Below are 21,643 nucleotides of genomic sequence, written 5' to 3' on the forward strand. Positions count from 1 at the left end.
GCACTCATCGCTCTTGATATATTTTCCGCAGCGGAATCCTGACTTTAGACTTCAGTTCGTGTAGTTCGTCCTCCCATCTACTGCGCGCGGTGATGCCTCCGCCGGAGCGAAAGTAGTGAATGCCGGGCGCCCGCTCCTCGATTAGCCTGATGAGTACGCAGGTGTCGAGTTGTTCCCCGTCGAAATGTCCGGCAATGCCGCAGTAGTAGCCACGGGCTTGCCCCTCCGCGGCCCGGATGATGTCGAGCGTCGCCGTTTTGGGCGCTCCGCTGATGGAGCCCGCCGGTAGTAGTTGGCGCAGAATGTCTCCCATGCGTTCCCGCCAGTCCGGTGCGAGTTGTCCGCCAACGTTACTACTGGTCTGGACAAGCCCCCGGCGGCTCGTAGATATCTCGTGGAAGTAGCGATAGTCCGTAACGCGAACTTTACTGGCCACGATGCTAAGGTCGTTGCGAATAAGGTCGACAATGGTTGCGTGCTCCGCAATCTCTTTACTGCTCCGCAAAAGTTGGTGCCGACCGGCCTGCGTATTTACCGTCGTGCCCTTCATCGGCCGGCTTTCGATGTGTCCCGTTGAGCTGATGGTAACGAATGTTTCCGGACTAAAGCAGACAAAATTATTCGGGACCAGAATGCGGTACTTTGCCTGGGCGTAATGGTAGACGTCTTCCAGTCCACAGTTGAGTTGGACCGGAACCGGAAAAGTTAAGTTGGTCAAAAAGCTGTCTCCGCGCTGCAAACCCGCCTGTACGGTATCGAACGCCGTGCGGAATGCCTCCCGGGAAATGTGCTCCGGATAGAGCCTGGGGATTGTGGATCCGGCTGGCACCGCCTCGGCTACATCTCTATCCGGAAAAGTAAAAGAGGGGCAATCAGGGTCGTCCAGTGTCCAAATTTCCGGGCGTTCCATTTCAAAATCCACGAGGAAAAAACAGGCGGTACCCTTTGCCCCGAGCGCATTTAACTGACTGGCCCAGGTACTAATTTTGTCGTCGGTTCCCCTCATGGCGGCAAAGGTAAGCGAAGGCTAGATTGTGTTATCACCCATCCGAGCGTCTGCAAAGTGGTTGCGATTTTTCGCTAGTCCAATAATTTGTCGGGATCATTAACCTGGGCACAGCACGTAGGCATCACCCGAACGATACGAGAAATGGATGGATAACTAAATTCGGATAATGCAAATGCGTGTTTGAATCCTAAAATAGGTGTCCGAATGCTTGTTAATTACGGTTTAAAGAATTAACTTATTATCACAATCGGATTGTCGTACGGGAGCTAGCTCAATGTCAGCATGGGTCGTAAAGATTTGACGACACTCAAATGGTGAAGGGGATTTAACTACATTATGTAGTTAACTCCCTTTCTTATTACCTTGCTGTAGCCGGCTCGAAATCCGGGCCAATCAGTAAATGAAAGTCATTACCCCCGCAGCCTACTTTACCGATCTTACGTATTCAGATTACGCACTCCTCGACGTCCGCTCCCCGGGCGAATTCACGCAGGGTAAGCTACCCCGGGCGCAAAGTTTGCCCCTCTTCAGTGATGCCGAACGGGCCGAAGTCGGCACTTTGTACAAGCGGACGGGGCAGGATGAAGCCTTGCTGCGCGGCCTGGAGATTGCCGGCGGGAAAATGCGGTGGTTGGTAGAAGAAGCGCGGCGGCTTTGTCCTTCCGGAAAAGTTGTCGTCCACTGCTGGCGGGGTGGACAACGTAGCGGCAGTGTCTCCTGGTTGCTCGAAAAAGCCGGCCTGGAAGTCACGCAGATGAGCGGCGGCTATAAGGCCGCACGCCAGTACATCCGTACCTATTTTGCCGAATGCCCCCATCGGTTTCGCGTGCTCAGCGGGCCGACGGGCTCGGGGAAAACACCCGTGCTACTAGCCATGGCGCTGCGGGGCGCAAACATTATCGATCTCGAGGGCATCGCCAACCACAAGGGCTCCGCTTTCGGTGGCATCGGTGAACTACCGCAACCGAGTTCCGAAGAATTTGAGAACCAAGTTTTCGCGCAACTCAACCGTTTACCGAAGGGCGCTACCGTGTGGTTGGAGGATGAGAGCCGACTCATCGGCCGCGTTTTTCTTTCCGAAGAATTTTATCAACGGCTGGTGGATGCACCCGTTGTCGAATTGCAACAACCGATCGAGTGGCGAGTAGACCGGCTGGTCGATCTGTACGGCGCTTACCCCACGGAAGAACTCGCCGCGGCATTCAGCCGCATCCGCAAAAAGCTCGGGGGTCAGAATCTCAATCTGGCCATCGAAGCCCTGGAAAATGGTGACATCGCCACCGCCGCCCGCGTGGCACTCGTGTACTACGACAAGGCTTACGCGTACTACGGAGAACGACGAAATGCGAATATTGTCGAAACCATCGTGGCCGGGTCGCCGGTGGCTGCATCCGTGGCGAAGCAAATACTTTCCGTGGCTTATGGTGAATAAAAAATCCCCCTCGGTCACGTCCGACCGGGGGGGAGTTAAAATTTCGGAGACGACCTTACTCCTTCATCGCCTTGCCAACCCACAGTCTTTGGGTGCCGGAGAGTAGCTCAAGCCAGTAAAACCCGCGCGGTAATTCATCGCCAAAAGTTACCGTGCCGCCAGCTATCGTGCGGGAACTGACGACTCGACCACTCGCGTCGGTAATGCGAAGACTAGCATTTTGGTGCATACCGAGGTCATAGTCCATCGTGAATGCTCCCCGGGCTGGATTCGGGTACACTTCCACCGTAGCCCCTTCGGTAAAATTGTTATCCGTTGCCACCGGGCGGGAGGCAGTTTCCGTCACGAAGAAATTATCGAAGCCCGCTTCGACGAGGTGGCTGCTCGTGTTGAAATCACTCGTAGAGACGATGAGTTGCATCTGATCGGTAATCGTTACAAAATCGTTGACCGTGAAACTATCCTTTAGCCACTTCCCGCCCCGGTTACCGTAGGCTCTTGCGACGACGGTATCCACGCCGTTGCTAATACTGATGGTCAGCGTGTCGTCCGCCGCGGTTCTGCCATCAAGGTTTACGAACCAATATTGATAATGCACGGTCATGGTGTCAGCGTTCGCCACCAGCGGTCTGAAGGTAGGAGAGGCGAACGTTGCCACGCCCTCGTCTACGTCGTAAGCGCTGAGTCTGCCTTCATTGCGGTTATCCGTCACCCAGGCGCGATCTCCGATGTCGTCCGCGGCATCCGCACCGGGGGCAATCTGACTCGTGTCGGTGGCGGTGCCGCTCGGGATGGCACGTTCCCATTCTCCAGTGACGGGGTTGGAGGTAACCGTCCAGCCTTCGTCCGTGGCGAAATCGTCCATGAATCCGGCGACTAAATCCACGGTCACGTTTTGAAGGTCCGCGGACGAGGCCGCTTGGATGGCCTGCGTTTGATAACCCCACTCACTCACGTACACGGTAAAGGGTTCATTTTCCAAGATACCGGCTACTTCAGCCATCCCGCTTTCATCGGTGGTAATTAAGAAGGTGTTTTCCGTACCCTCAATGGCAATTTGGGCATTGGCTAAGGGTTCGCCACCATCGGCTGTGGTGACCGTGAACCCAGCATCGTAGCTGCGGACCAACGGTACTAGCGTGGTATCCAACGTGAACGTTTCTCCATTCTCGAGATTCACCGCTACCGTCAGTGATTCGTAATTGCTCGAAGTGAACGTTACGACGTAGGTGCCGGCGGTGCCCAGCCCGGTAGCGTACCGCCCGAGGGGATTACTGGTCCTAATATTTTCCTGGGTAGAGTCGATCACCACACGAACGTTGTTCACCGGCGCGCCGGTGAATCGATCGGTCAGGATGCCCCGGAGGCGCGCCGCTCGTTTGTAGTCTACATCAACTACGTAGAGCCCGCTCTGACGGTCCGAAATTAGAGTGAGCCCACTGGGTAGGAAAGGATAGGCACCCCACGCACCGTTAAAGCCTCCGTCATCCCCCAACCAAGTATCGTAATTGGCAACCTCCACGAGGTTCGTAGGGTCGGTGGCATCCACCACGCGGAGCCCGTCGGTGTAGTAGCTGATGGACAGGAAATCACCGATGACGTGTACGTTGTGGGGGATCGTACCGGTATTTAGAGAACTTACGGGGCGGTATTCATCCAGTTTTTGAATGTCCATTTTGTTGCTCACGTCGTAAGCGGCTACGGAGGCGTTCGGCTTTTCGTCGGTTGTGTAGACGTACCGGCCGTCATCACTGGCCCAGGCGTTGTGCGCAAAACTGTAGGGCGTCCTGACGCTACCGAGCAGGGTAACGTTCGTATAGTCCGTCACGTCGTACAGGGTAAGCCTACCCCGGTATATCTCGGAGGCATACATCGTGTCGTTAAGCACAAAAACATCGTGGGCGTAAATGGCTGCCCCCTGGCCAAAAAGGCGGGGGCTCATCGGCGTTTCCGTAAGGTCGAACGCCAGGATGCCACCGTCCCCAATGCGGCGATCGCCGCCGGCCGTGAGTAGTACGCCATCGAGGGTGTCGACGTACACATTGTGTGCTCGGGAGAAAAGAGTAGATGTACCGGCGACTTCGTAGGCATTCCGCTTAAACGTGACGCTATCGGGGAGTTGGGAAAGGTCGAAAGCCGTGATGCCCTCGTTGCTGTTGGACTGATCGGCAACGCTGTACGCGTACTCGCCGTAGGTTTTCATGTCCCGCCAGTTAGAGAAATCACCAAGGATGCGGTCGACTTCAACCGGGTTGTCCGGATCAGCCAGGCTTACGAACGACACCCCGGTCTGCAGGCCGACGATGGCGTATTCCGTGCCGTCGGGCGCCACGTAGCCCCAGACGTCATTTACGCTTTCCGCGTAGTCGAGATTGGAACGCAGGGTAGTATTGAGTTGGGCAAAGAGGGACGAACCACCAATAAGCAGTAGTGAGAGTAAAGATTTGAACATCAGTGGAAATTAATAGGAGATGAGAAGTAGTAACACAACGCCCGTGTCGCTCCGTACGCTCGCGACAAGGGCATGTTCCTTGGACTTGCCACGGACCAAGCATAAAGAATTGACGCAATAAATATCCTAAAGGCGCTTGCGGTAAGTAACCGTCTCTTCGCTCACCCCGAGTAATCTCAACTCAAGCTCGGTGGCCGTCAGGCGAATAATTCCAAAACAGTCGATCCCCGCCGGGCCGGTGACGGTGAAACAGGATATGTTCGTCTCGACGCCGTCATTGCAGTCCCCCGGGCAGCGCTGGTGAAGCGTCATCGGCTCCTGGACGAGCAACTCACCGTCGTAAAAAGTGGTGTAGTGGGAAGAGGTGAACTCTACGACTTCTTCATCGTCGTCATCGTTCACCCACAGTCCGGTTAGTGCTGCGATGATGTCCGGATTGACCCTGATCGGGGTGGCGGCGGTGACGTGCTGGTACGTTTCCGGCGTGGCGGTAATGGTTGTGTTGGGCGTCACGGCGTGGTTAGCTTTTGCCGTAGGTACGCCTTTTCCCGTGGTGGGGTAGTTGTCGGGGTCGGGGCTGCCGTACGGTTCTGGCGTGGTGGCCGTCGTGCCGTAGGCGAGCGGCGTCTCGGGGGCGTTTTCGTAGGTGCCAATCTGGCCGCCCTTAGCGGTGTACCGCTCCTTCCCCAAAGAATCTTGCACCTGCGTCCGCGCCACATCTCCTGGCAATATTCTCACGGTGTCCGTTGGCGAAGCGATGCCAGGGTCGGCTGCACGCTGCGCCCCATCGATGATAACGACGGTGGAATCTTGCGCCACTTGTTCCGCTGCGTTTGGGGCCACCTCGCGGCCCGTCAGGCGGTCGAAGGTCGCGCAGGTAGAAAACGAGGTGAGGAGGAGTAAGCCGACGAATAAACGCATGGTGATGAATTATATCTTGGTGGGAGGATGCGCTTCTATAAACCGTAGCACGTCCGCGGGTTCATCCGTAAGGTATAGCGCATCGGCGTAGTCGCGCCCTTCCGCTAACTGTTGGATGGTGGTGTAGAGCTGGGTTTCGACCGTGTAGCGCTGCGTCCCGAGAAAGACCATGGGGCTCACGTAGCCGAAGGTGACGTAATGATTTTGCGCCGCATCCATGAAGATTTCCTGGGTCGTGCCGGCACTGCCCGGGGCGTAAACGATGCCGTAAAGAGATACGGCGAGCAGGGTGTCTTCCCGGATGCTGTTGCTGAAGTATTTTGCGATGTAGCTGGCGAACAGATTACTTGGTTCGTGGCCGTAAAACCACGTTGGGATGGCCAAGCTTTCCGCGCCAGTCTCGAAGTGCGACAGAATTTTCAGCGCCGCTTCGTTAAAGCCGGCGTCGCGGTAGGTTGGGGCCACCGCGAGTGTTTCGAGCACCCACCGCAGGTCTTCTTCCGTCCTGTCCGCCAGGTACGCGCCGAGGTTGGCCGCCTCCATGATGCCCGGGCCGCCGCCGCTGGCGATAAAGTAGCCCCGCTCGGTGAGGAGCTTTGCGGTGCGCAGCGTGGTTTCGTAGTCGGGGGAAGTCCGTGCCGTGCCGTGTCCGCCCATGATGCCGACGACTCTGCGCCTGGGCAGTCCGTCGGCGGAGAAGTCGAGTAACCTGCGTAGTCCTTCGTCGATGCTGAAATCGTGTAATCGTTGCCAGAGCGCCTCGGTGACGCTGGGGCAGGACTTACTGTTTTCGTAGTGTTGGTAGATTTTGAGGTCGGTGCTGCGATCGAGCAACGGGGAGAAACCCTCCATCAATTCTTGCCAGGTATAAAGGTGGCGGCGGGTCGGTCGGTAGGGTAGGCCCTCGGGGGCACGGAGAAAACTGACGCCGCGGCGGCGGAGCTCGATCTCGTGCTCGAGGTCCATTCGGCAGCCGATGAACATGGTGGTGCCGTCGACGGCAACCGTCTGCCAGTCTACGTTGACCGCGGTGAGGTCGACGTCAATCAAGGTTGTGTTGTAGAGGTCTTTGGTGCCGGTGAGCAACCATTCGTCGTCGATGGTGCGGTAGAGCGGGCAGGGCGTGCCGGTGAATTTACTGGACATGTATTCTTTGGAAAGAGTGATCAAATAGTAAGTCTGCGCTAATGCGCCAGGCGGCCGTGAAGATGTAGGATTTGCGGAAAAAGTAAGTCGCTGCCGGTATTTCGTACGACATAATCGGCCGCCGCGAGTTTTTTATCATCCGGCCACTGCTTACTGGCGCGGTCCGTGAATTGCTCCGCCGTCACGCCGTCGCGCAGTTGAACGCGACGCTGGCGTTCCGCAACCGGGGCGTGGACGACGATGATGCCGGCGAAGTCATCTCGGCGCCCCAACTCCAGCGTGATGGCGGCTTCGTAAAGTGTGTAGGGCACGTCTTTTTGCCCGTCCTGCCACGCGCTGGCGTCGCGGTGGACGGCGGGGTGAACCAAGCCATTGAGCTTAGCGAGCGCGCTTTCATCAGTAAAAGCGACTTTTGCTAAGTACGGTCTATTCAACTGTCCGTCAGGCCGATAACTCGCTTCACCGAAACTTGCGACTAGGGCAGATTTCAGGTCTTTATCGTTGTTCATCAACCGTTTAGCCGCTGCGTCCGCGTAGTAGACCGGAATGCCGAGCCGTTCGAATTCCCGAGCGACGGTAGTTTTTCCGGAGCCGATGTTGCCGGTCAAACAGTACTGTGGAATTAGGTTTTTAGACATAGAGTATGCGCGGTCGCCCCGACAAAGTACGGGACTAGCTGCGCGTCGCCGGTGCAGGGTAGAGAAGTAGGAGCAAAATTTTTGCGGGAAGGTAGCTACAAATTTTTGTTGGAGGCTTTGACCCGTCTTACCTCTGTACTCTTTCCTCTTTTTTCCAACCAGAGATCAAAGGACTACCGGAGAACCAACTCCCCCTAATACCGAATCTTCCCCCGCCCCGCCTTAATCTCCGCCCGGCGTTTTTTATTATCCAGTCGCTTCCCCCGGCTGGCGGTAAAGGCCTTTCCGACGTGCTTCTTGGGGATTGGCTTACTACCGTCGGAGACCAACTCCTTCAGCCGGCGCATCGCCCGGGTTTTGTTGGTGTGCTGGCTGCGGCCACTCTGATCGATGATGGATACCAGCCCGTTCTTATCGATCTTCCGCTTGTTGTGGTAACGGATGTTCTTTTTCTCGCGGCTATTGAGGGCGGTCGTGTTCCGTAGGTCAAAAAGTATTTCTACGCGCGTTTCCGTCTTATTGACGTGCTGGCCGCCGGCCCCGGACGATCGGGAGGTACGCACGGTAACCTCTTGCTTGATTGTTTGCCAGTCCATATTCGTAAAGTCTTATCTTTTCGGGTGACGCTAGTACTCGTTGCTCTTTTCGGATTAACCCCGCACCCGCGACCGCGCATTCCTATTACCAAGAATTCACGACGATTTTAAAAGAACCATATCACCCCCCGGCGGTTCCCACCGTATGGCCGAAAAGAAAGAAAAACCCACGACCAAAGAAGTCATCGTCAACCCCATCGACGGCGACAAAGTTGCGATCAATCCCCACCTGCTGCCCTACGCGCACGAACGGGGTGGCGCGACGATCAAACCGCTGGACGTCGGGAAGGTGAAGGGACTGGCCATGACCGCCATGTACGAGCAGACGGACATGCAGCTCGACCAGATCAAGGCGCAAATCGAGCTGCTGGCCAAACAGGCAAACGCGATCCAACAGCGGATGTCGATCTCGGAAAGAATCTACGAAGCGAAAATGGGCATCGACCCCATCATCAGCCGCACCTACTATTTATACACCAAGGCATCCGGCGAAAACGTGCTGAGCATGATCAGCCCGGCGGAGTGGGGCCTGAAAACTCCTTATACCTACATCGCTACGGTGAAGCTGCTCGGCGACCACACTTGGGACGTGCTCGATAAGGCGGATGGCGAACCCGCCTAGATTTCGCCGATGACCTGCAACTGGCTCAAGTCCGGCGTCGGCTTGCCCCCCGTTTCTTCCAGCGTAATGGCAAAGGTGCCGGCGGTGGCAACAAAGTCCACATCCAGTAGCACGTCAGCATCCAGGTTCTCGTCCAGCACCGCAATGCTCACCGGCCCGTCGTCGCCGATGGCCCAGAGTTGGTACTGACGACCGGTCGGCGGGGTAGGCAGGTTGGTGGCGCGGAACTTAGTCTGATCCCGCTCGACGTTATGGAACACGATGGCCTGGCTACCGGGCGCGTTGTCGGAACCCGCGAGAATGACGTTGCGCGTGGCGGGGTTCGTAAGTAGTTGGTTGAGTTCCTGGCTTCCCTGAAGAGCGGTGCTTGTTTCATCGCATTCCTCTTGCAGTACGGCGAACTCGGACTCTAATTCGCTTCGCTCCTGCTCTATCTCGCCGACTTGACTCTTGCCGTTGAAGTACAAATAAGCTGCGACCAGCGCCAGGACGGCGGCGAGCACCCACGGTAACCAGGGTAGGGCGGTTGATGCGTCCGCAGTGGGGGGGCTTGTCGGTGCTGACTCAGTTGCCATCGGTGGTTCGACTGGATCTACGGTCGGCGGCATGGTGTCGCGGATACTTACCAGGAGGGGCACCAGCAACGCTGCCGGCAGCGGCCGTGCATTAGCCAGGGCGTAGGCTTCCAGGGCGGTCTCGATCTCGAATAATTCCCGCTTGATTTCCGGGTACTCCGCTACGTACCGCTCCACTTCCTCACGCTGGGCGGAGGTGTCTAGCAGGTCGAGCACGTAAAGCTCGAGGACGCCGGAGGCTATGTATTGGTTAGTGTCCAAAATTGGCGAGGAATAGGGAGATGAGGGACGTAAGTCCGAGGGCCAACCAGAGCATCTCTGATTGGAGGAAGGTGCGCAACTGTGTTATTGCGCGTCTTGATCTGGTTTTAATGGTACCTAATGGTATACCGAGTTCTTCGGCTGCTTCTGACTGGGTGTAGTCCTTTAGGTAAAGTAGGTTGATGATGGCGCGGTGGTCCGCGTCGAGGTGGTTGAGTAGTTTAGCGACGCCGATGTGTTCCATCGTTGGCGTTACGCTGAGGTTGTTGCCCTTAGTTACGACGGGAGTGAGGGGATCGGTTTTACCCTGCTCCCGGTAAGCTTTGGAACGTACCTTGTCAATCGCGGCGTTTCTGGCAATGCGGGCCATCCAGGTGAACAGGCGACTTTTGCCCTCGTCGTAGGAATCAACGTTCTCCCAAATCTTGAGTAGAACGTCATTCAATACTTCCTCGGCAACCTCCCGCCGCTCGATCACCGGCTCGATGAGCGTAAGCAGCGCGCCCCCGTAGTGGGTGAACAGCTGCTTCATGCCCTCCTCATCGCGCGCCCGGAGGAGACGAAGGACGGTATCCTGCCTTTGTTCGAGTTTATCCGCGAGCATGAGTGAATTCGAGTGAGTACATAACGGGTAACTTACGTAGCCCGGAGGCACAGGGAAGAAGCGCTGCGACGTGCTAAAATGTTCGCCGCCTGCGTTTACGGAGCGCAGCTGCTTGTTTCCGCGGTCAATATTAGCTCATAGCCGCCGGATTTTTGGCACCGAAGGCACAAAACCGGATATTTAAACCGCCCCGTAACCACGCACGCCGCGTTTGCTGGTGGCCCTGCGGTAAAATATTGTTCCGTAGGACCACTCGCCCCCGGCTACGGACAGTGAATACTTATCTTCACGCCCTAACCTTTTCTTATGAAACATCTCCTGACCGGGCTCGGCATCGGTTTAGCTTTTTTGATTGGCTGGTTTCTCTTTCTGAGCCTAGAATCTTCCGACACCCTGCCGGAGGTCGACCCCGACGAAGTCCGGACGTTCAAGGGTACACAATTGCCCCAGGTGGTTCGCCCCGTGGATTTGTCCGGGCCCTTCGACTTTGCCGGGGAGCCCCTGCCGATGGACGATTTCGACGTGCGGGAACGGTTGGATATGGAACTTCTGCGCAACGCCTATTTCCACCGCAATACGCTGCTGATGCTGAAACGCCGGGCAAGGTTCTTCCCCACGATCGAGCGCATCCTCACCGAAGAAGGCGTGCCCACCGACCTAAAGTACCTGGCCGTAGCGGAATCGGGGCTGGACAACGCTTCCAGCCCCGCCGGCGCCAAGGGCGTCTGGCAGTTCATGGCCCCGACGGGCAAATCCTACGGGCTCGAAATCAACGGTGAAGTGGACGAGCGCTATCACCTCGAAAAAGCAACCCGCGCGGCCTGCAAGTACCTTAAAGATTACCACCGTGAGTTCGGTGACTGGCGCTGGGTGGCCGCGGCTTACAACATGGGCGGCCCGAACGTCCGTAAATGGCGGGAGCGGCAGAACGCGGAGAATTTATTCGAGTTGGACATCAACAAGGAGACGATGGCTTACGTGTTTCGCATCGTGGCGTTAAAGACGATTCTGGAAGATCCAGAGTCCTTTGGTTACTACGTCGGTCCGGACGATGTTTATCCCGTGCTGGATGATTACAAAACTATCAAAGTGACGAAGTCCATCGACAACTTGGGGGATTTCGCCGCGGTGCAGGGTACCGACTACCGCAAGCTAAAAATCTATAATCCCTGGCTGGTGGCCGGTAGCTTACCCATCAGCTCCGGTAACAGCTACGAGATTCGTATTCCTAATTGATGAGACTTACCATTGCTAAGTAGCACCAACAAGCCCCATGAAAGGAACTCTACTAAAACCTTACGCTTACCACGTCCGTAACCAGGTCCGCAAGATGGCGCAGCGCGCCGTGCTGTCCCAGGAATTTATTTGCCAGGACCTGGTGACCACCGCCCGGGAAACCGCCTTCGGCCAGGACCATGACTTCGCCGGTATCAGCACTTACGACGACTTCAAAAGGCGCATTCCCATCGTCGATTATGAAGGTTTCAAACCCTACGCCGACCGCATCCGCGACGGGGAGGCCAACGTAAGCTGGGTCGGGCAACCGAAATACTTCGCCAAAACGTCCGGCACCACCAGTGGCGTCAAATACATCCCCCTCACCCGCGAGAGCATTCCGAACCACTTCGGCTCCGCACGCAATGCCTTGTTCAACTACGTCGCCGAAACCGGCAAAAGTAAGTGGCTCGACGGGAAAATGATCTTTCTCTCCGGCTCCCCGGAGATGGCCGACACGAACGGCATCCCGACCGGCAGGCTTTCCGGAATCGTGAACCACCAGGTCCCCGCCTGGCTAAGAACCAGCCAACTACCGAGCTACAAAACGAACTGCATCGAGGAGTGGGAATACAAACTCGAACGGATCGTCGACGAGACCATCAACGCCGATATGCGGCTCATCTCCGGCATCCCACCCTGGGTGCAGATGTACTACGAGCGGCTACTGGCTCGGAGTGGCAAAGACACCATTCTGGAGCTATTTCCCAACCTCGACATGTTTGTCTACGGCGGCGTCAATTTCGAGCCCTACCGCAAATCGCTCGAACGGCTCGTGGGCGGTCGCCTACCCAGCGTCGAAACTTACCCGGCGAGTGAAGGATTTATCGCTTTTCAGGATAGTCAGCAATCGGATGGGCTGTTGCTCAACGCCGACAGTGGCATCTTTTTCGAGTTTGTTCCGGCGGATGAGATATTCGACACTAACCCCACGCGGTTGCACCTGGGGCAAATCGAGACGGGCGTTAATTACGCCATCATCCTCAACACCAACGCCGGTCTGTGGGGCTACAACATTGGTGATACGGTCGAATTCGTTAGTAAAGACCCTTACCGGCTGCGCGTGACGGGGCGCATTAAGCACTTCATTTCCGCTTTCGGAGAGCACGTGATCGGTAAGGAGGTCGAGATGGCACTACGGGCGGTGGCGGATAAGCACTGGGTGGAGGTTACGGAGTTTACCGTCGCGCCTCAGGTTTCTCCGCCGGACGGGGGTGTCGCTCATCATGAGTGGTTCATCGAATACGCCGTGCCACCAAGTGATCCGAAGGTTTTTGCTCGGGACTTGGACGCTGCGATGATCCAGCAGAACCTTTACTATCAGGATTTAATTGAAGGAAAGGTATTGCGTCCGCTGATCGTCAGTTCGGTACAACAAGGTGGCTTCCGGGAATACATGGCCAGCCAGGGCAAACTGGGCGGTCAAAATAAGGTGCCGCGCCTCAGTAACGACCGGAAAATCGTGGATGCCTTGCTCCTCAAACCCTAACCTTGCACCCGCGGCCGCGCTTAATCCGCTAATAATTCCTCATGAAAACACTAATTCTTGGCGCTACGCCAAATTCCTCACGCTACGCTTATATCGCCGCAAATCGCTTAGTCAATAGTGGTCGCGAGATCGTCAACGTAGGCATCAAAGAGGGCGCGGTCGCGGGTGCAGAGATTTTAAGTGGGACGCCAAAAGTCGTCGACGTCGACACGGTCACTTTGTACGTAGGCCCAAGAAATCAGGCCCAGTACTATGACTGGTTGATGGATATGAAACCCCGCCGCATCATCTTCAACCCCGGCACCGCAAACCCCGAACTCGAACAGTTGGCTGAAGACAACGGCATCCAATCCGTGCACGCCTGCACGCTCGTCATGCTGGCCAGCGACCAGTACTAAATCCGAGCAAACCCTCTGACGAACGAAAAAGCCCAGCCTTCCGACGGAAAGCTGGGCTTTTAAATTTTAACGTGAAAGCTACTTGGTAGAACCCACCGTCGCGGCAATGTATTCCCGGTTCAATCGCGCAATGTGCTCTACGGAAATTCCCTTCGGGCACTCCGCCTCACAGGCCGTGATGTTGGAACACCGACCGAAACCTTCGGCGTCGTGCTGCTCCACCATCCGCAACGCGCGTTGGGAAGCCTCCACCTGACCCTGCGGTAACTGCGCGAGGTGAGATACTTTAGCACCAGTAAATAACATGGCTGAGGCATTAGGGCAAGCCGCCACGCAGGCACCACAACCGATGCAGGTCGCCGCGTCCATGGCGTGGTTCGCCTGGTCTTTCTCGATGGCGATGTCGTTACCGTCCTGCGCCTGGCCGGTGTTGATGGATACGAAGCCACCCGCCTGAATGATCCGGTCGAAACTGTCGCGGTTCACCACCAAATCTTTGACAATCGGGAAAGCCGAAGAACGCCACGGCTCGATCGTAATCGTTTCCCCGTCCTTAAAGTGCCGCATGTGCAACTGACAGGTCGTCGTGTACTGCTGCGGCCCGTGTGGGAAACCGTTGATGACTAGACTACAGGTGCCACAAATGCCTTCCCGGCAATCGTGCTCAAAAGCTACCGGCTGGCCCTTGGCGTGAATGATCTGCTCGTTGAGTACGTCCAGCATCTCCAAAAAGGACATGTGGGACGTTACTCCTTTGATGGTGTGCGTCTCAAATGAACCCTTGACGGTGGCGTTTCTTTGCCGCCAGATCTTCAGGGTGAGGGTCATGTTATCAGCGCTCATATTTAGTATTTGAGGCGGTAGTCGGTAAGCGGTGGGCACGGGACGGGATTAACCGCCTACTGCCTACCGCCTAACTTCCTACGTCCTATTTGTAAGATCTGGTTTTAAGTTCTACGTTCTCGAAGATCAATTCTTCTTTGTGCAGAATGGGATCATTGTCATCCCATTCCCAAGCGGAAACGTAGGCAAATTCATCGTCGCGGCGTAGCGCCTCACCGTCTTCGGTCTGGAATTCCTCGCGGAAGTGACCACCGCAGGACTCTTCCCGGTCCAGGGCGTCGAGCATCATCAATTCACCAAGTTCCATAAAGTCAGCTACCCGGAGGGCTTTTTCTAGTTCAGGGTTGTATTCGTTGGCGTCTCCCGGTACGAAGACATCCCGGTAAAACTCTTCCCGCAGCTCACGAATCATCCGACGGCCTTTGGTCAAGCCTTCAGCGTTACGCGCCATACCGCAGTATTCCCACATGAGCTTACCGAGGCGGCGGTGGAAACTCTCTACGGATTGGTCACCCTGAACGCTCATCACCTGAGTGATGCGATCAGCGACCTCTTTTTCCGCGGCCATGAACTCAGGTCCGTCCGCATCGATCATCGGCGTGCGAATCTCGTTGGCGAGAAAGGTGCCGATGGTGTAGGGGAGAACGAAATATCCGTCGGCCAGACCTTGCATCAGCGCGGAAGCACCGAGGCGGTTGGCACCGTGGTCGGAGAAGTTAGCTTCACCGGCGGCGAACAAGCCCGGAACGTTAGTCTGCAAGTTGTAATCCACCCACAGACCACCCATCGTGTAGTGCACGGCGGGGTAGATCTTCATCGGCACGAGGTACGGATTCTCACCCGTGATCTTCTCGTACATTTCGAAGAGGTTACCGTACTTCTCCGCGATAACGGCGGTACCGAGTTCTTTAACTCGTTCCTCAGTGGCACTGTATTCGTTCAGTGTCGTTGCGCGTGATTTGCCGTAGCGCTGAATGGCGTCGGCAAAATCGAGGTAAACAGCTAGTCCCGTTGGGCTCACACCGAGACCTTCGTCGCAGGCGGTTTTGGCGGCACGGCTGGCTACGTCGCGGGGGACGAGGTTACCGAAAGCAGGGTAGCGGCGCTCTAGGTAATAATCGCGATCCGCTTCCGGGATGCTTACGCCAGTCTTATTGCCGTCGCGAATGGCGGCGGCGTCTTCTAGTTTGCCCGGTACCCAAACACGACCGTCGTTACGCAGCGACTCCGACATCAACGTCAGTTTCGACTGGTACTCACCGGAAACGGGGATACAGGTGGGGTGAATTTGCGTGAAACAAGGGTTAGCCATGTAGGCACCCTTCTTAACGGCGCGCCAGGCGGCGGAACCGTTGGAGTTCATTGCGTTGGTGGATAGGTAGAATACGTTTCCGTAGCCACCCGTTCCGAGCACGACGGCGTGGGCACCGTGGCGCTCCAGCTTACCCGTCAACAGGTTACGAGCGATGATGCCGCGTGCTTTTCCATCGACTTTGACGACATCCACCATCTCGTGGCGGTTGTACAGCTCGACGTTGCCGAGACTGATCTGACGACTTAGTGACTGGTAAGCACCGAGCAACAATTGCTGGCCAGTCTGGCCACGCGCGTAAAAGGTTCGGCTTACCTGAACGCCACCGAAGGACCGGTTGGCAAGCAGGCCACCGTACTCACGGGCGAAAGGAACACCCTGCGCAACGGCCTGGTCGATGATGTTGACGCTTACCTCGGCCAAACGGTGTACGTTGGACTCGCGGCTGCGGTAGTCACCACCCTTAATGGTATCGTAGAAAAGACGGTAGATCGAGTCACCGTCGTTCTGGTAGTTCTTTGCGGCGTTGATGCCACCCTGGGCGGCGATGGAGTGCGCGCGACGGGGGCTGTCGTGAAAGGTAAATACTTTCACTTTGTAGCCAAGCTCACCGAGCGTAGCGGCGGCGGCGCCACCGGCGAGACCGGTACCGACGACGATCACTTCGATCCGGCGTTTGTTGTTCGGTGCCACGAGGGGCATGGAGGAGCGGTACTTGGTCCATTTGCTGCCAAGTTCGCCGGGGGGTACGTTAGAATGAAGTGCCATGATCGGAAAGTTTGTTAATGATTAAGACTGCTGGTTTTCGATGTACATCAGGATCGGGATGATCGCAAAACCAAGGGGAACTAAAACTGCGTAGGCGCGGCCGATCGTCTTAATCAGCGGCGACCACTTCGGGTGGTTCAGGCCCAGCGTCTGAAAAGCGGATTCGAAGCCGTGGAGCAGGTGGAAGCTGATAAAAATCATGCTAACCACGTAGAAGATGACGAACCAAATGTTCGTGTAAGCGCCCTTCACGAGCGTGTACAAATCCTTCACGGCGTACTCCGCGCCGGCGTAAGTGACGTCACCAACGTTACTGGTGAAGTGCATCTGCGCCCAGAACTGGACCATGTGGACGATGATGAAGATTAAAATTACCGTGCCGAGCGAGCCCATGTAAATGGAGCTCTTCGTTGCGGAAGCTACCCGGTCGTTTTTAACGGCGTACCGGACGGTGCCACGCGCCGCAATGTTCTTCCGCCACAGAAGTATGCCCTGAATGGCGTGGAGGAGAATACCGGCGTAAAGACCGTAGCTGGTGAATTTTATGAGCGGGTTATTGGTCATAAAATACGCATACTCGTTAAACGCCTGGCCACCATCAAGGGAGCCGATCAACTGCAAATTACCCGCCAGGTGAACGGCCAGAAAACTGATCAGAAACAAGCCCGTCAGTGACATCACCACCTTCTTGCCAATGCTGGACGTTAGAAACCGTGCTATCCATGAATTCATATCGACTTAGATTTTACTAAACTGCGCAAACCTACTATATAAAGGTGAGACGTGAAGACTTGGTTGCCGCTGGTGCCAGCGCGGGAGATTATTTAGATTTCATCTAAGGAATAGGGCGTGGTCGCGGGTGCAAGGAGCGCGGAGGAGCGGAGTATACTGGATTAGCGCGTAGGAAGTCTTTCGGATTACAAACGTTGACCGCGCCGTAGTGTACGGCCGTTAAACGCTACTTTATCATCGATAGAAAGGTGGAGAAGAACCAGTTGCTGTCCATCTTCACCAGGGCGTCCAGTGCGGAGTCGGCTTTGTGGCTGTACAGTTTAAGGTCCTTTACGACCGCTCTGAACTCATCCGCCTCCGCTGATTGCCCATCGACGCCCGTCAACTCATCCAGCAGCCGCAGCATGGGTTCCAGCTCTCTTTTTTTACGGGCGATGACGATGCTCTTGACGACCTTAGACATATCTTTTTCAGCGACGAAATATTCCTTACGCTCTCCCGGGATCAACTTCTTGTACGCCAGGCCCCAATCCACCAGGTTTCGCATGTTTGTATTTACGTTTCCCCTGCTAATCATGAGTTCTTCCATCACGTCGTCCGAGCTTTTCGGCTGGCTGGAAACGAGCAACAACGCATGAATTTGCGCCATCGTACGGGTTACGCCCCAGCTACTACCCAGTGCCCCCCAGGCTTCGATGAACCGATCTTTTCCTTCTTCTAGCTCCATACACTCCCTCTAAGATGTATAGTCCTAGTAGGGTTTACCCGTCCGGCGAATTTATGTTATCCACAACCCGTCCTGTCCGGTAACAAGTACGACAGCAAAACAGAAAACCCGCCCGGCACTCAAGCCGAACGGGTTTCCAAATCATGTGCCTGCTACCAGGCTAACGCACGGGTGACTTACATCATGCCTCCCATGCCGCCGGGCATGCCGTGGCTGTGACCACCGGCGGCACCTTCGGCCTCTGGCTTGTCGTTGATGACGCATTCCGTCGTGAGTACCATGCCGGCAATCGACGCGGCGTTCTCGAGTGCGATTCGCGTAACCTTCGTGGGGTCGATGACGCCCTGAAGTTTCAAATCACCGTACTCGTCCGTGCGGGCGTTGTAACCGTAGCTACCTTCTCCGTTACGAACGGCTTGGAATACAACCGAACCTTCTACGCCAGCGTTGTCGGCAATCGCACGAAGCGGTGCTTCCAGCGCCTTGCGGATGATCTGAATACCGATGTTCTGGTCTTCATTGTCACCCTTGAGGTCCTTCAGCGCGGCGATTGCGCGCACGAGCGCGACGCCACCACCGGCAACGATGCCTTCCTCAACGGCGGCACGTGTTGCGTGGAGCGCATCGTCGACGCGGTCCTTCTTCTCCTTCATCTCCACTTCGGTCGCTGCACCTACGTAAAGTACGGCAACACCACCGGCGAGCTTAGCCAAACGTTCCTGGAGCTTTTCGCGGTCGTAATCTGAAGTAGTTGTTTCGATCTGCTGCTTGATCTGACCGATACGGCCCTTGATCGCCCGCTCTTCACCCGCACCGTTTACGATGGTGGTGTTGTCCTTGTCGACGGTGATCTTCTCGGCGGTGCCGAGTAGGTCCATGGTCGTCTGGTCGAGCTTGTAACCTTTCTCTTCACTGATGACGGTACCGCCCGTCAGGACGGCGATGTCTTCCAGCATGGCCTTCCGGCGATCACCAAAGCCGGGAGCTTTGACGGCGACAACTTTCAACTGCGCGCGGAGGCGGTTGACAACGAGTACGCCGAGTGCCTGCGACTCGAGATCTTCGGCGATGATCAACAGTGGACGGCCGCTCTGGATGACTTGCTCCAGAATTGGCAGGATGTCCTGCATGTTGCTGATCTTCTTATCGTGGATCAGAATGTAGGGGTTCTCGTACTCGGTCACCATGCTTTCCGCATCGGTTACGAAGTACGGGCTCAGATAGCCACGGTCAAACTGCATACCCATGACCTCCTCGACGTACGTATCGGTTCCTTTTGCTTCTTCGACGGTAATGACACCGTCCTTGGAAACACGCTTCATCGCGTCTGCGATCAGGGCACCGATCTCGTTATCGTTGTTGGCGGAGATGGCGGCAACCTGCTCAATTTTGCTGAAGTCGTTACCAACAACCTCGCTCTGCTCCTTCAAGTTCTCGATTACTGCCTTGGTGGCCCGGTCGATACCTCTTTTGAGGTCCATTGGGTTAGCACCGGCGGTTACGTTCTTGAGCCCGGCCTGGATCATGGCCTGAGCGAGTACCGTTGCGGTAGTAGTACCGTCGCCCGCGATGTCGGCGGTTTTGGAAGCTACTTCCTTAACCATCTGCGCGCCCATGTTAGCGACGGGGTCTTCGAGTTCGATTTCTTTAGCCACCGTTACACCGTCCTTGGTGATCTGGGGGGCGCCGAAAGATTTCTGAATGACGACGTTGCGACCCTTGGGGCCGAGCGTGACCTTTACGGCGTTTGCTAGTGCGTCTACGCCCGCGTGGAGTTTCTCCCGTGCGGCTCTGTCAAAGCTAATTTCCTTAGCCATAGTATTGTTATTTTATTTGTGTTGAAATGGAATGGTTGGGTGCGTCGGGCAAATTATGCTCAGACGATCACCAAAATATCATCCTCGCGCATGATCAGGTAGTCCGTGCCCTCGAGGGTGACTTCCTGTCCCGCGTACTTGCCGTAAAGGACGGCGTCACCAACGGAAACGGTCATCGCAATGCCGTCTTTACCGGGGCCCACTGCGATCACTTCGCCGCGTTGGGGCTTTTCTTTTGCGGTGTCGGGGATAATAATGCCTCCACTGGTTTTCTCTTCAGCTGGTGCGGCTTTGACGACTACTCGGTCGTTGATCGGCTTCATACTTACGTGTTTTTATTAAGTGAATGGGTGTGTGTGGACCAACCGGCGGGCGCCGGTTAGTACGGTTCGGGTGGTGCGAAGGTCGTGCCAGTGAGGATCGTGACATTATGTCCGCCAAAATTACCGCTGTGCCTGCCAATTGTTAAATGATGCGGAACTGATCGACAGCGTACGGACACTCGTGGCAAGCCGTTTCTACCGGGCCTGACCGTCAAATTCCGACATCAGGTTCCGCAGTTCGAGGATGATGGATTCGTATGCTTCCGCCCACCCAGCCCAGCCAAATTCAGTAGCGAAACTACTATTGTGCCAGAGCAGGGGAAAGGGGCCGCCGTACGGTTGGCAACTCCGCGCCAAACCGAGCACGGCGGTGATTGCTTGCCATGGACTAAGCTTCAAGTAGTTTTTGAGCGTTACGTCCATCGCTGCGAAAGGGTGCACCAGGAGACGGGTTGCGGTTTCTCTCCGCAGGTCGTACCACTTATGGGGCAAATTAGTACCCGACCGCCAGCCGACAGCATCCGCGTATCCCATCGTGTGGTCGTTATCAATTCCGGCTAGCAAAAGCGCGTCGTAGGTTTCTGGCAATCTGAGGCGAAGAAAATGCTGCCGGCTGTGTGTCGGTGCGGCACCCAGGATGTCCCGTAGGCGGTCGAGCTCGGTGCGGATGCGTTCGTGACCGAGCCAACTTTGGTAGCCCGGGTGAATCCCGTGGTACGCTAAACCTTTCAGTTCCACCATAATCTCTTTTTGCCGACGGGGGATGGGAAAAGCATTGGAATCCCGGTGGTCCGCATTATCCGCTAGGAGCCAAAAGATCTGCGGAAGAGCCATCCAGGTAGCCGAATTTTCTGACGACGTCAGTCCTATTAAGTAAGCTAAATTCTGGTAGGGGTCCTCATCGGGCTTAGTCGTAAAGCGGGCGCGGACGCGGGTGCCGTGTCCATTTAGTAGATCCCGAACACCGGAGGCGAGCCCCCGCAGACCGCGGTGGTGGTAGGCCCAGAGTAGGTCAATGTCGTAAGTCGGTTGAAAATAAAGATTGTGGTGTCGGGCGGGGGGCAAGTTTGGATACGCCTCCTTTAATAAGGCACCGATCAGGCCAGTCCACATTCTCACGACCGGTTGCGTGAGGTATCCGTTCCGGCTGGCGTGGGAATTAGCCCCGGAAAAGCGCCCGTGGCGATCATAAGTAGTCGCACCGTATTCTTCGTACCGACTCAAACAAAAGAACACGCACGCCAGTAGGTCGCACTGGTGCCGTACCGTGCCGCGGCCACTGCCGGCGTGGAAGAATACTGGGTGACCGTTCGGAGACACAACGCGCAAATCCTCCCCACTGGGGTGACTACCCGCGAGAAAGTCGTGGGCGGGTAATTCTACCGCTCCACTACTCGGTACCTCCACGCCGTAAGTAATTCGGTAATCACCGTCCGCCGACTCCCATTTTAGTTGATCCGTGAACAACCGAAATTTGTAGCCCAGATCCCGGCCGAGCTCTTTGAGCACGTACCGCAACCGGGGGTGGCGGTGGGGGGCAAGAAATAAAATGGTCGCTGGCGGCACGAAGGGGGATTGATTAAGTCTTGGCTGATACTTACGGAAGATCGTCAGTACGTCGATCGGAAAAGGGTGGTCAAGTGTCCGCCAGCGAGCATCGCGGGGCACAACAAATGCTTGATTTCTGGTGTCTATTAAACAAG

The 21,643-nt window shown here is 56.0% G+C and carries 20 protein-coding genes; 5 read left to right on the forward strand and 15 right to left on the reverse strand.

Features of this window, described 5'->3' with window-relative positions:
- Positions 1-4: 4 nt before the first annotated feature.
- Positions 5-1,006 (reverse strand): aminodeoxychorismate synthase component I, encoded by a 1,002-nt coding sequence (locus GGR27_RS00200; protein ID WP_168035383.1) that lies wholly within the window; start codon positions 1,004-1,006, stop codon positions 5-7.
- 403 nt (positions 1,007-1,409) lie between these two features.
- Here GGR27_RS00200 and mnmH point away from each other — a divergent pair, with 403 nt between their 5' ends.
- A complete protein-coding gene (gene mnmH, locus GGR27_RS00205; RefSeq protein ID WP_168035384.1) occupies positions 1,410-2,441 on the forward strand; it encodes a tRNA 2-selenouridine(34) synthase MnmH in 1,032 nt (343 codons plus the stop codon).
- A gap of 55 nt (positions 2,442-2,496) precedes the next feature.
- Here the strand turns inward: mnmH and GGR27_RS00210 are convergent, their stop codons facing one another.
- The 5 genes from GGR27_RS00210 to arfB form a co-directional block, all read right to left on the reverse strand.
- The gene (locus GGR27_RS00210) at positions 2,497-4,893 is read right to left on the reverse strand and encodes a choice-of-anchor B family protein (RefSeq protein WP_168035385.1); all 2,397 of its coding nucleotides are present in this window, start codon (positions 4,891-4,893) and stop codon (positions 2,497-2,499) included.
- A gap of 126 nt (positions 4,894-5,019) precedes the next feature.
- A complete protein-coding gene (locus GGR27_RS00215; RefSeq protein ID WP_168035386.1) occupies positions 5,020-5,814 on the reverse strand; it encodes a hypothetical protein in 795 nt (264 codons plus the stop codon).
- A gap of 9 nt (positions 5,815-5,823) precedes the next feature.
- Positions 5,824-6,960: an LOG family protein gene (locus GGR27_RS00220; RefSeq protein WP_168035387.1), complete on the reverse strand. Its 1,137-nt coding sequence runs from the start codon at positions 6,958-6,960 to the stop codon at positions 5,824-5,826.
- Positions 6,961-6,998: 38 nt separating this feature from the next.
- A complete protein-coding gene (gene coaE / locus GGR27_RS00225) occupies positions 6,999-7,598 on the reverse strand; it encodes a dephospho-CoA kinase (protein ID WP_168035388.1) in 600 nt (199 codons plus the stop codon).
- A 194-nt stretch (positions 7,599-7,792) separates the two neighbouring features.
- Positions 7,793-8,194 (reverse strand): alternative ribosome rescue aminoacyl-tRNA hydrolase ArfB, encoded by a 402-nt coding sequence (gene arfB, locus GGR27_RS00230; RefSeq protein WP_168035389.1) that lies wholly within the window; start codon positions 8,192-8,194, stop codon positions 7,793-7,795.
- Positions 8,195-8,339: 145 nt separating this feature from the next.
- On the opposite strand from arfB, the gene GGR27_RS00235 reads away from it, so the two are divergent.
- Positions 8,340-8,816 (forward strand): DUF2452 domain-containing protein, encoded by a 477-nt coding sequence (locus GGR27_RS00235; RefSeq protein ID WP_168035390.1) that lies wholly within the window; start codon positions 8,340-8,342, stop codon positions 8,814-8,816.
- On the opposite strand, the gene GGR27_RS00240 is transcribed toward GGR27_RS00235, so the two are convergent.
- Both GGR27_RS00240 and GGR27_RS00245 read right to left on the reverse strand, forming a co-directional pair.
- On the reverse strand, positions 8,813-9,652 hold the full coding sequence (locus GGR27_RS00240; RefSeq protein WP_168035391.1) for an anti-sigma factor: 840 nt from the start codon (positions 9,650-9,652) through the stop codon (positions 8,813-8,815). The two genes, GGR27_RS00235 and GGR27_RS00240, sit on opposite strands and share 4 nt — an antisense overlap.
- On the reverse strand, positions 9,642-10,256 hold the full coding sequence (locus tag GGR27_RS00245; RefSeq protein WP_168035392.1) for an RNA polymerase sigma factor: 615 nt from the start codon (positions 10,254-10,256) through the stop codon (positions 9,642-9,644). The genes GGR27_RS00240 and GGR27_RS00245 overlap by 11 nt, the downstream gene beginning before the upstream one ends.
- Positions 10,257-10,562: 306 nt before the next feature.
- Here GGR27_RS00245 and GGR27_RS00250 point away from each other — a divergent pair, with 306 nt between their 5' ends.
- The 3 genes from GGR27_RS00250 to GGR27_RS00260 are packed head-to-tail and all read left to right on the forward strand — an operon-like array spanning position 10,563 to position 13,418.
- Positions 10,563-11,492 (forward strand): lytic transglycosylase domain-containing protein, encoded by a 930-nt coding sequence (locus GGR27_RS00250; protein WP_168035393.1) that lies wholly within the window; start codon positions 10,563-10,565, stop codon positions 11,490-11,492.
- Between the two features lie 37 nt (positions 11,493-11,529).
- Entirely contained in the window at positions 11,530-13,020 is a 1,491-nt protein-coding gene (locus GGR27_RS00255; RefSeq protein WP_168035394.1) for a GH3 auxin-responsive promoter family protein, read from the forward strand.
- A 41-nt stretch (positions 13,021-13,061) separates the two neighbouring features.
- Positions 13,062-13,418, forward strand: a complete 357-nt coding sequence (locus GGR27_RS00260) for a CoA-binding protein (protein ID WP_168035395.1) — start codon at positions 13,062-13,064, stop codon at positions 13,416-13,418.
- A gap of 78 nt (positions 13,419-13,496) precedes the next feature.
- On the opposite strand, the gene GGR27_RS00265 is transcribed toward GGR27_RS00260, so the two are convergent.
- The 7 genes from GGR27_RS00265 to GGR27_RS00295 all read right to left on the reverse strand — a co-directional run bounded on the left by GGR27_RS00265 (position 13,497) and on the right by GGR27_RS00295 (position 21,608).
- The gene (locus GGR27_RS00265; protein ID WP_245184349.1) at positions 13,497-14,261 is read right to left on the reverse strand and encodes a succinate dehydrogenase/fumarate reductase iron-sulfur subunit; all 765 of its coding nucleotides are present in this window, start codon (positions 14,259-14,261) and stop codon (positions 13,497-13,499) included.
- A gap of 85 nt (positions 14,262-14,346) precedes the next feature.
- Complete coding sequence (locus GGR27_RS00270; protein WP_168035396.1) at positions 14,347-16,341, reverse strand: fumarate reductase/succinate dehydrogenase flavoprotein subunit; 1,995 nt, start codon at positions 16,339-16,341, stop codon at positions 14,347-14,349.
- A 21-nt stretch (positions 16,342-16,362) separates the two neighbouring features.
- Positions 16,363-17,073, reverse strand: coding sequence for a succinate dehydrogenase cytochrome b subunit (locus GGR27_RS00275; RefSeq protein ID WP_168035397.1), 711 nt, complete (start codon positions 17,071-17,073; stop codon positions 16,363-16,365).
- Positions 17,074-17,299: 226 nt separating this feature from the next.
- The gene (locus GGR27_RS00280; protein ID WP_168035398.1) at positions 17,300-17,800 is read right to left on the reverse strand and encodes a GbsR/MarR family transcriptional regulator; all 501 of its coding nucleotides are present in this window, start codon (positions 17,798-17,800) and stop codon (positions 17,300-17,302) included.
- A 176-nt stretch (positions 17,801-17,976) separates the two neighbouring features.
- Positions 17,977-19,617, reverse strand: coding sequence for a chaperonin GroEL (groL, locus tag GGR27_RS00285; RefSeq protein WP_168035399.1), 1,641 nt, complete (start codon positions 19,615-19,617; stop codon positions 17,977-17,979).
- Positions 19,618-19,676: 59 nt separating this feature from the next.
- Positions 19,677-19,940: a co-chaperone GroES gene (locus GGR27_RS00290; protein WP_168035400.1), complete on the reverse strand. Its 264-nt coding sequence runs from the start codon at positions 19,938-19,940 to the stop codon at positions 19,677-19,679.
- 195 nt (positions 19,941-20,135) lie between these two features.
- Positions 20,136-21,608, reverse strand: a complete 1,473-nt coding sequence (locus GGR27_RS00295; RefSeq protein WP_168035401.1) for a polysaccharide deacetylase family protein — start codon at positions 21,606-21,608, stop codon at positions 20,136-20,138.
- Between the last annotated feature and the right edge of the window lie 35 nt (positions 21,609-21,643).

The sequence above is a fragment of the Neolewinella antarctica genome, from assembly GCF_011927835.1.
In the GTDB taxonomy this organism is placed as follows: domain Bacteria; phylum Bacteroidota; class Bacteroidia; order Chitinophagales; family Saprospiraceae; genus Neolewinella; species Neolewinella antarctica.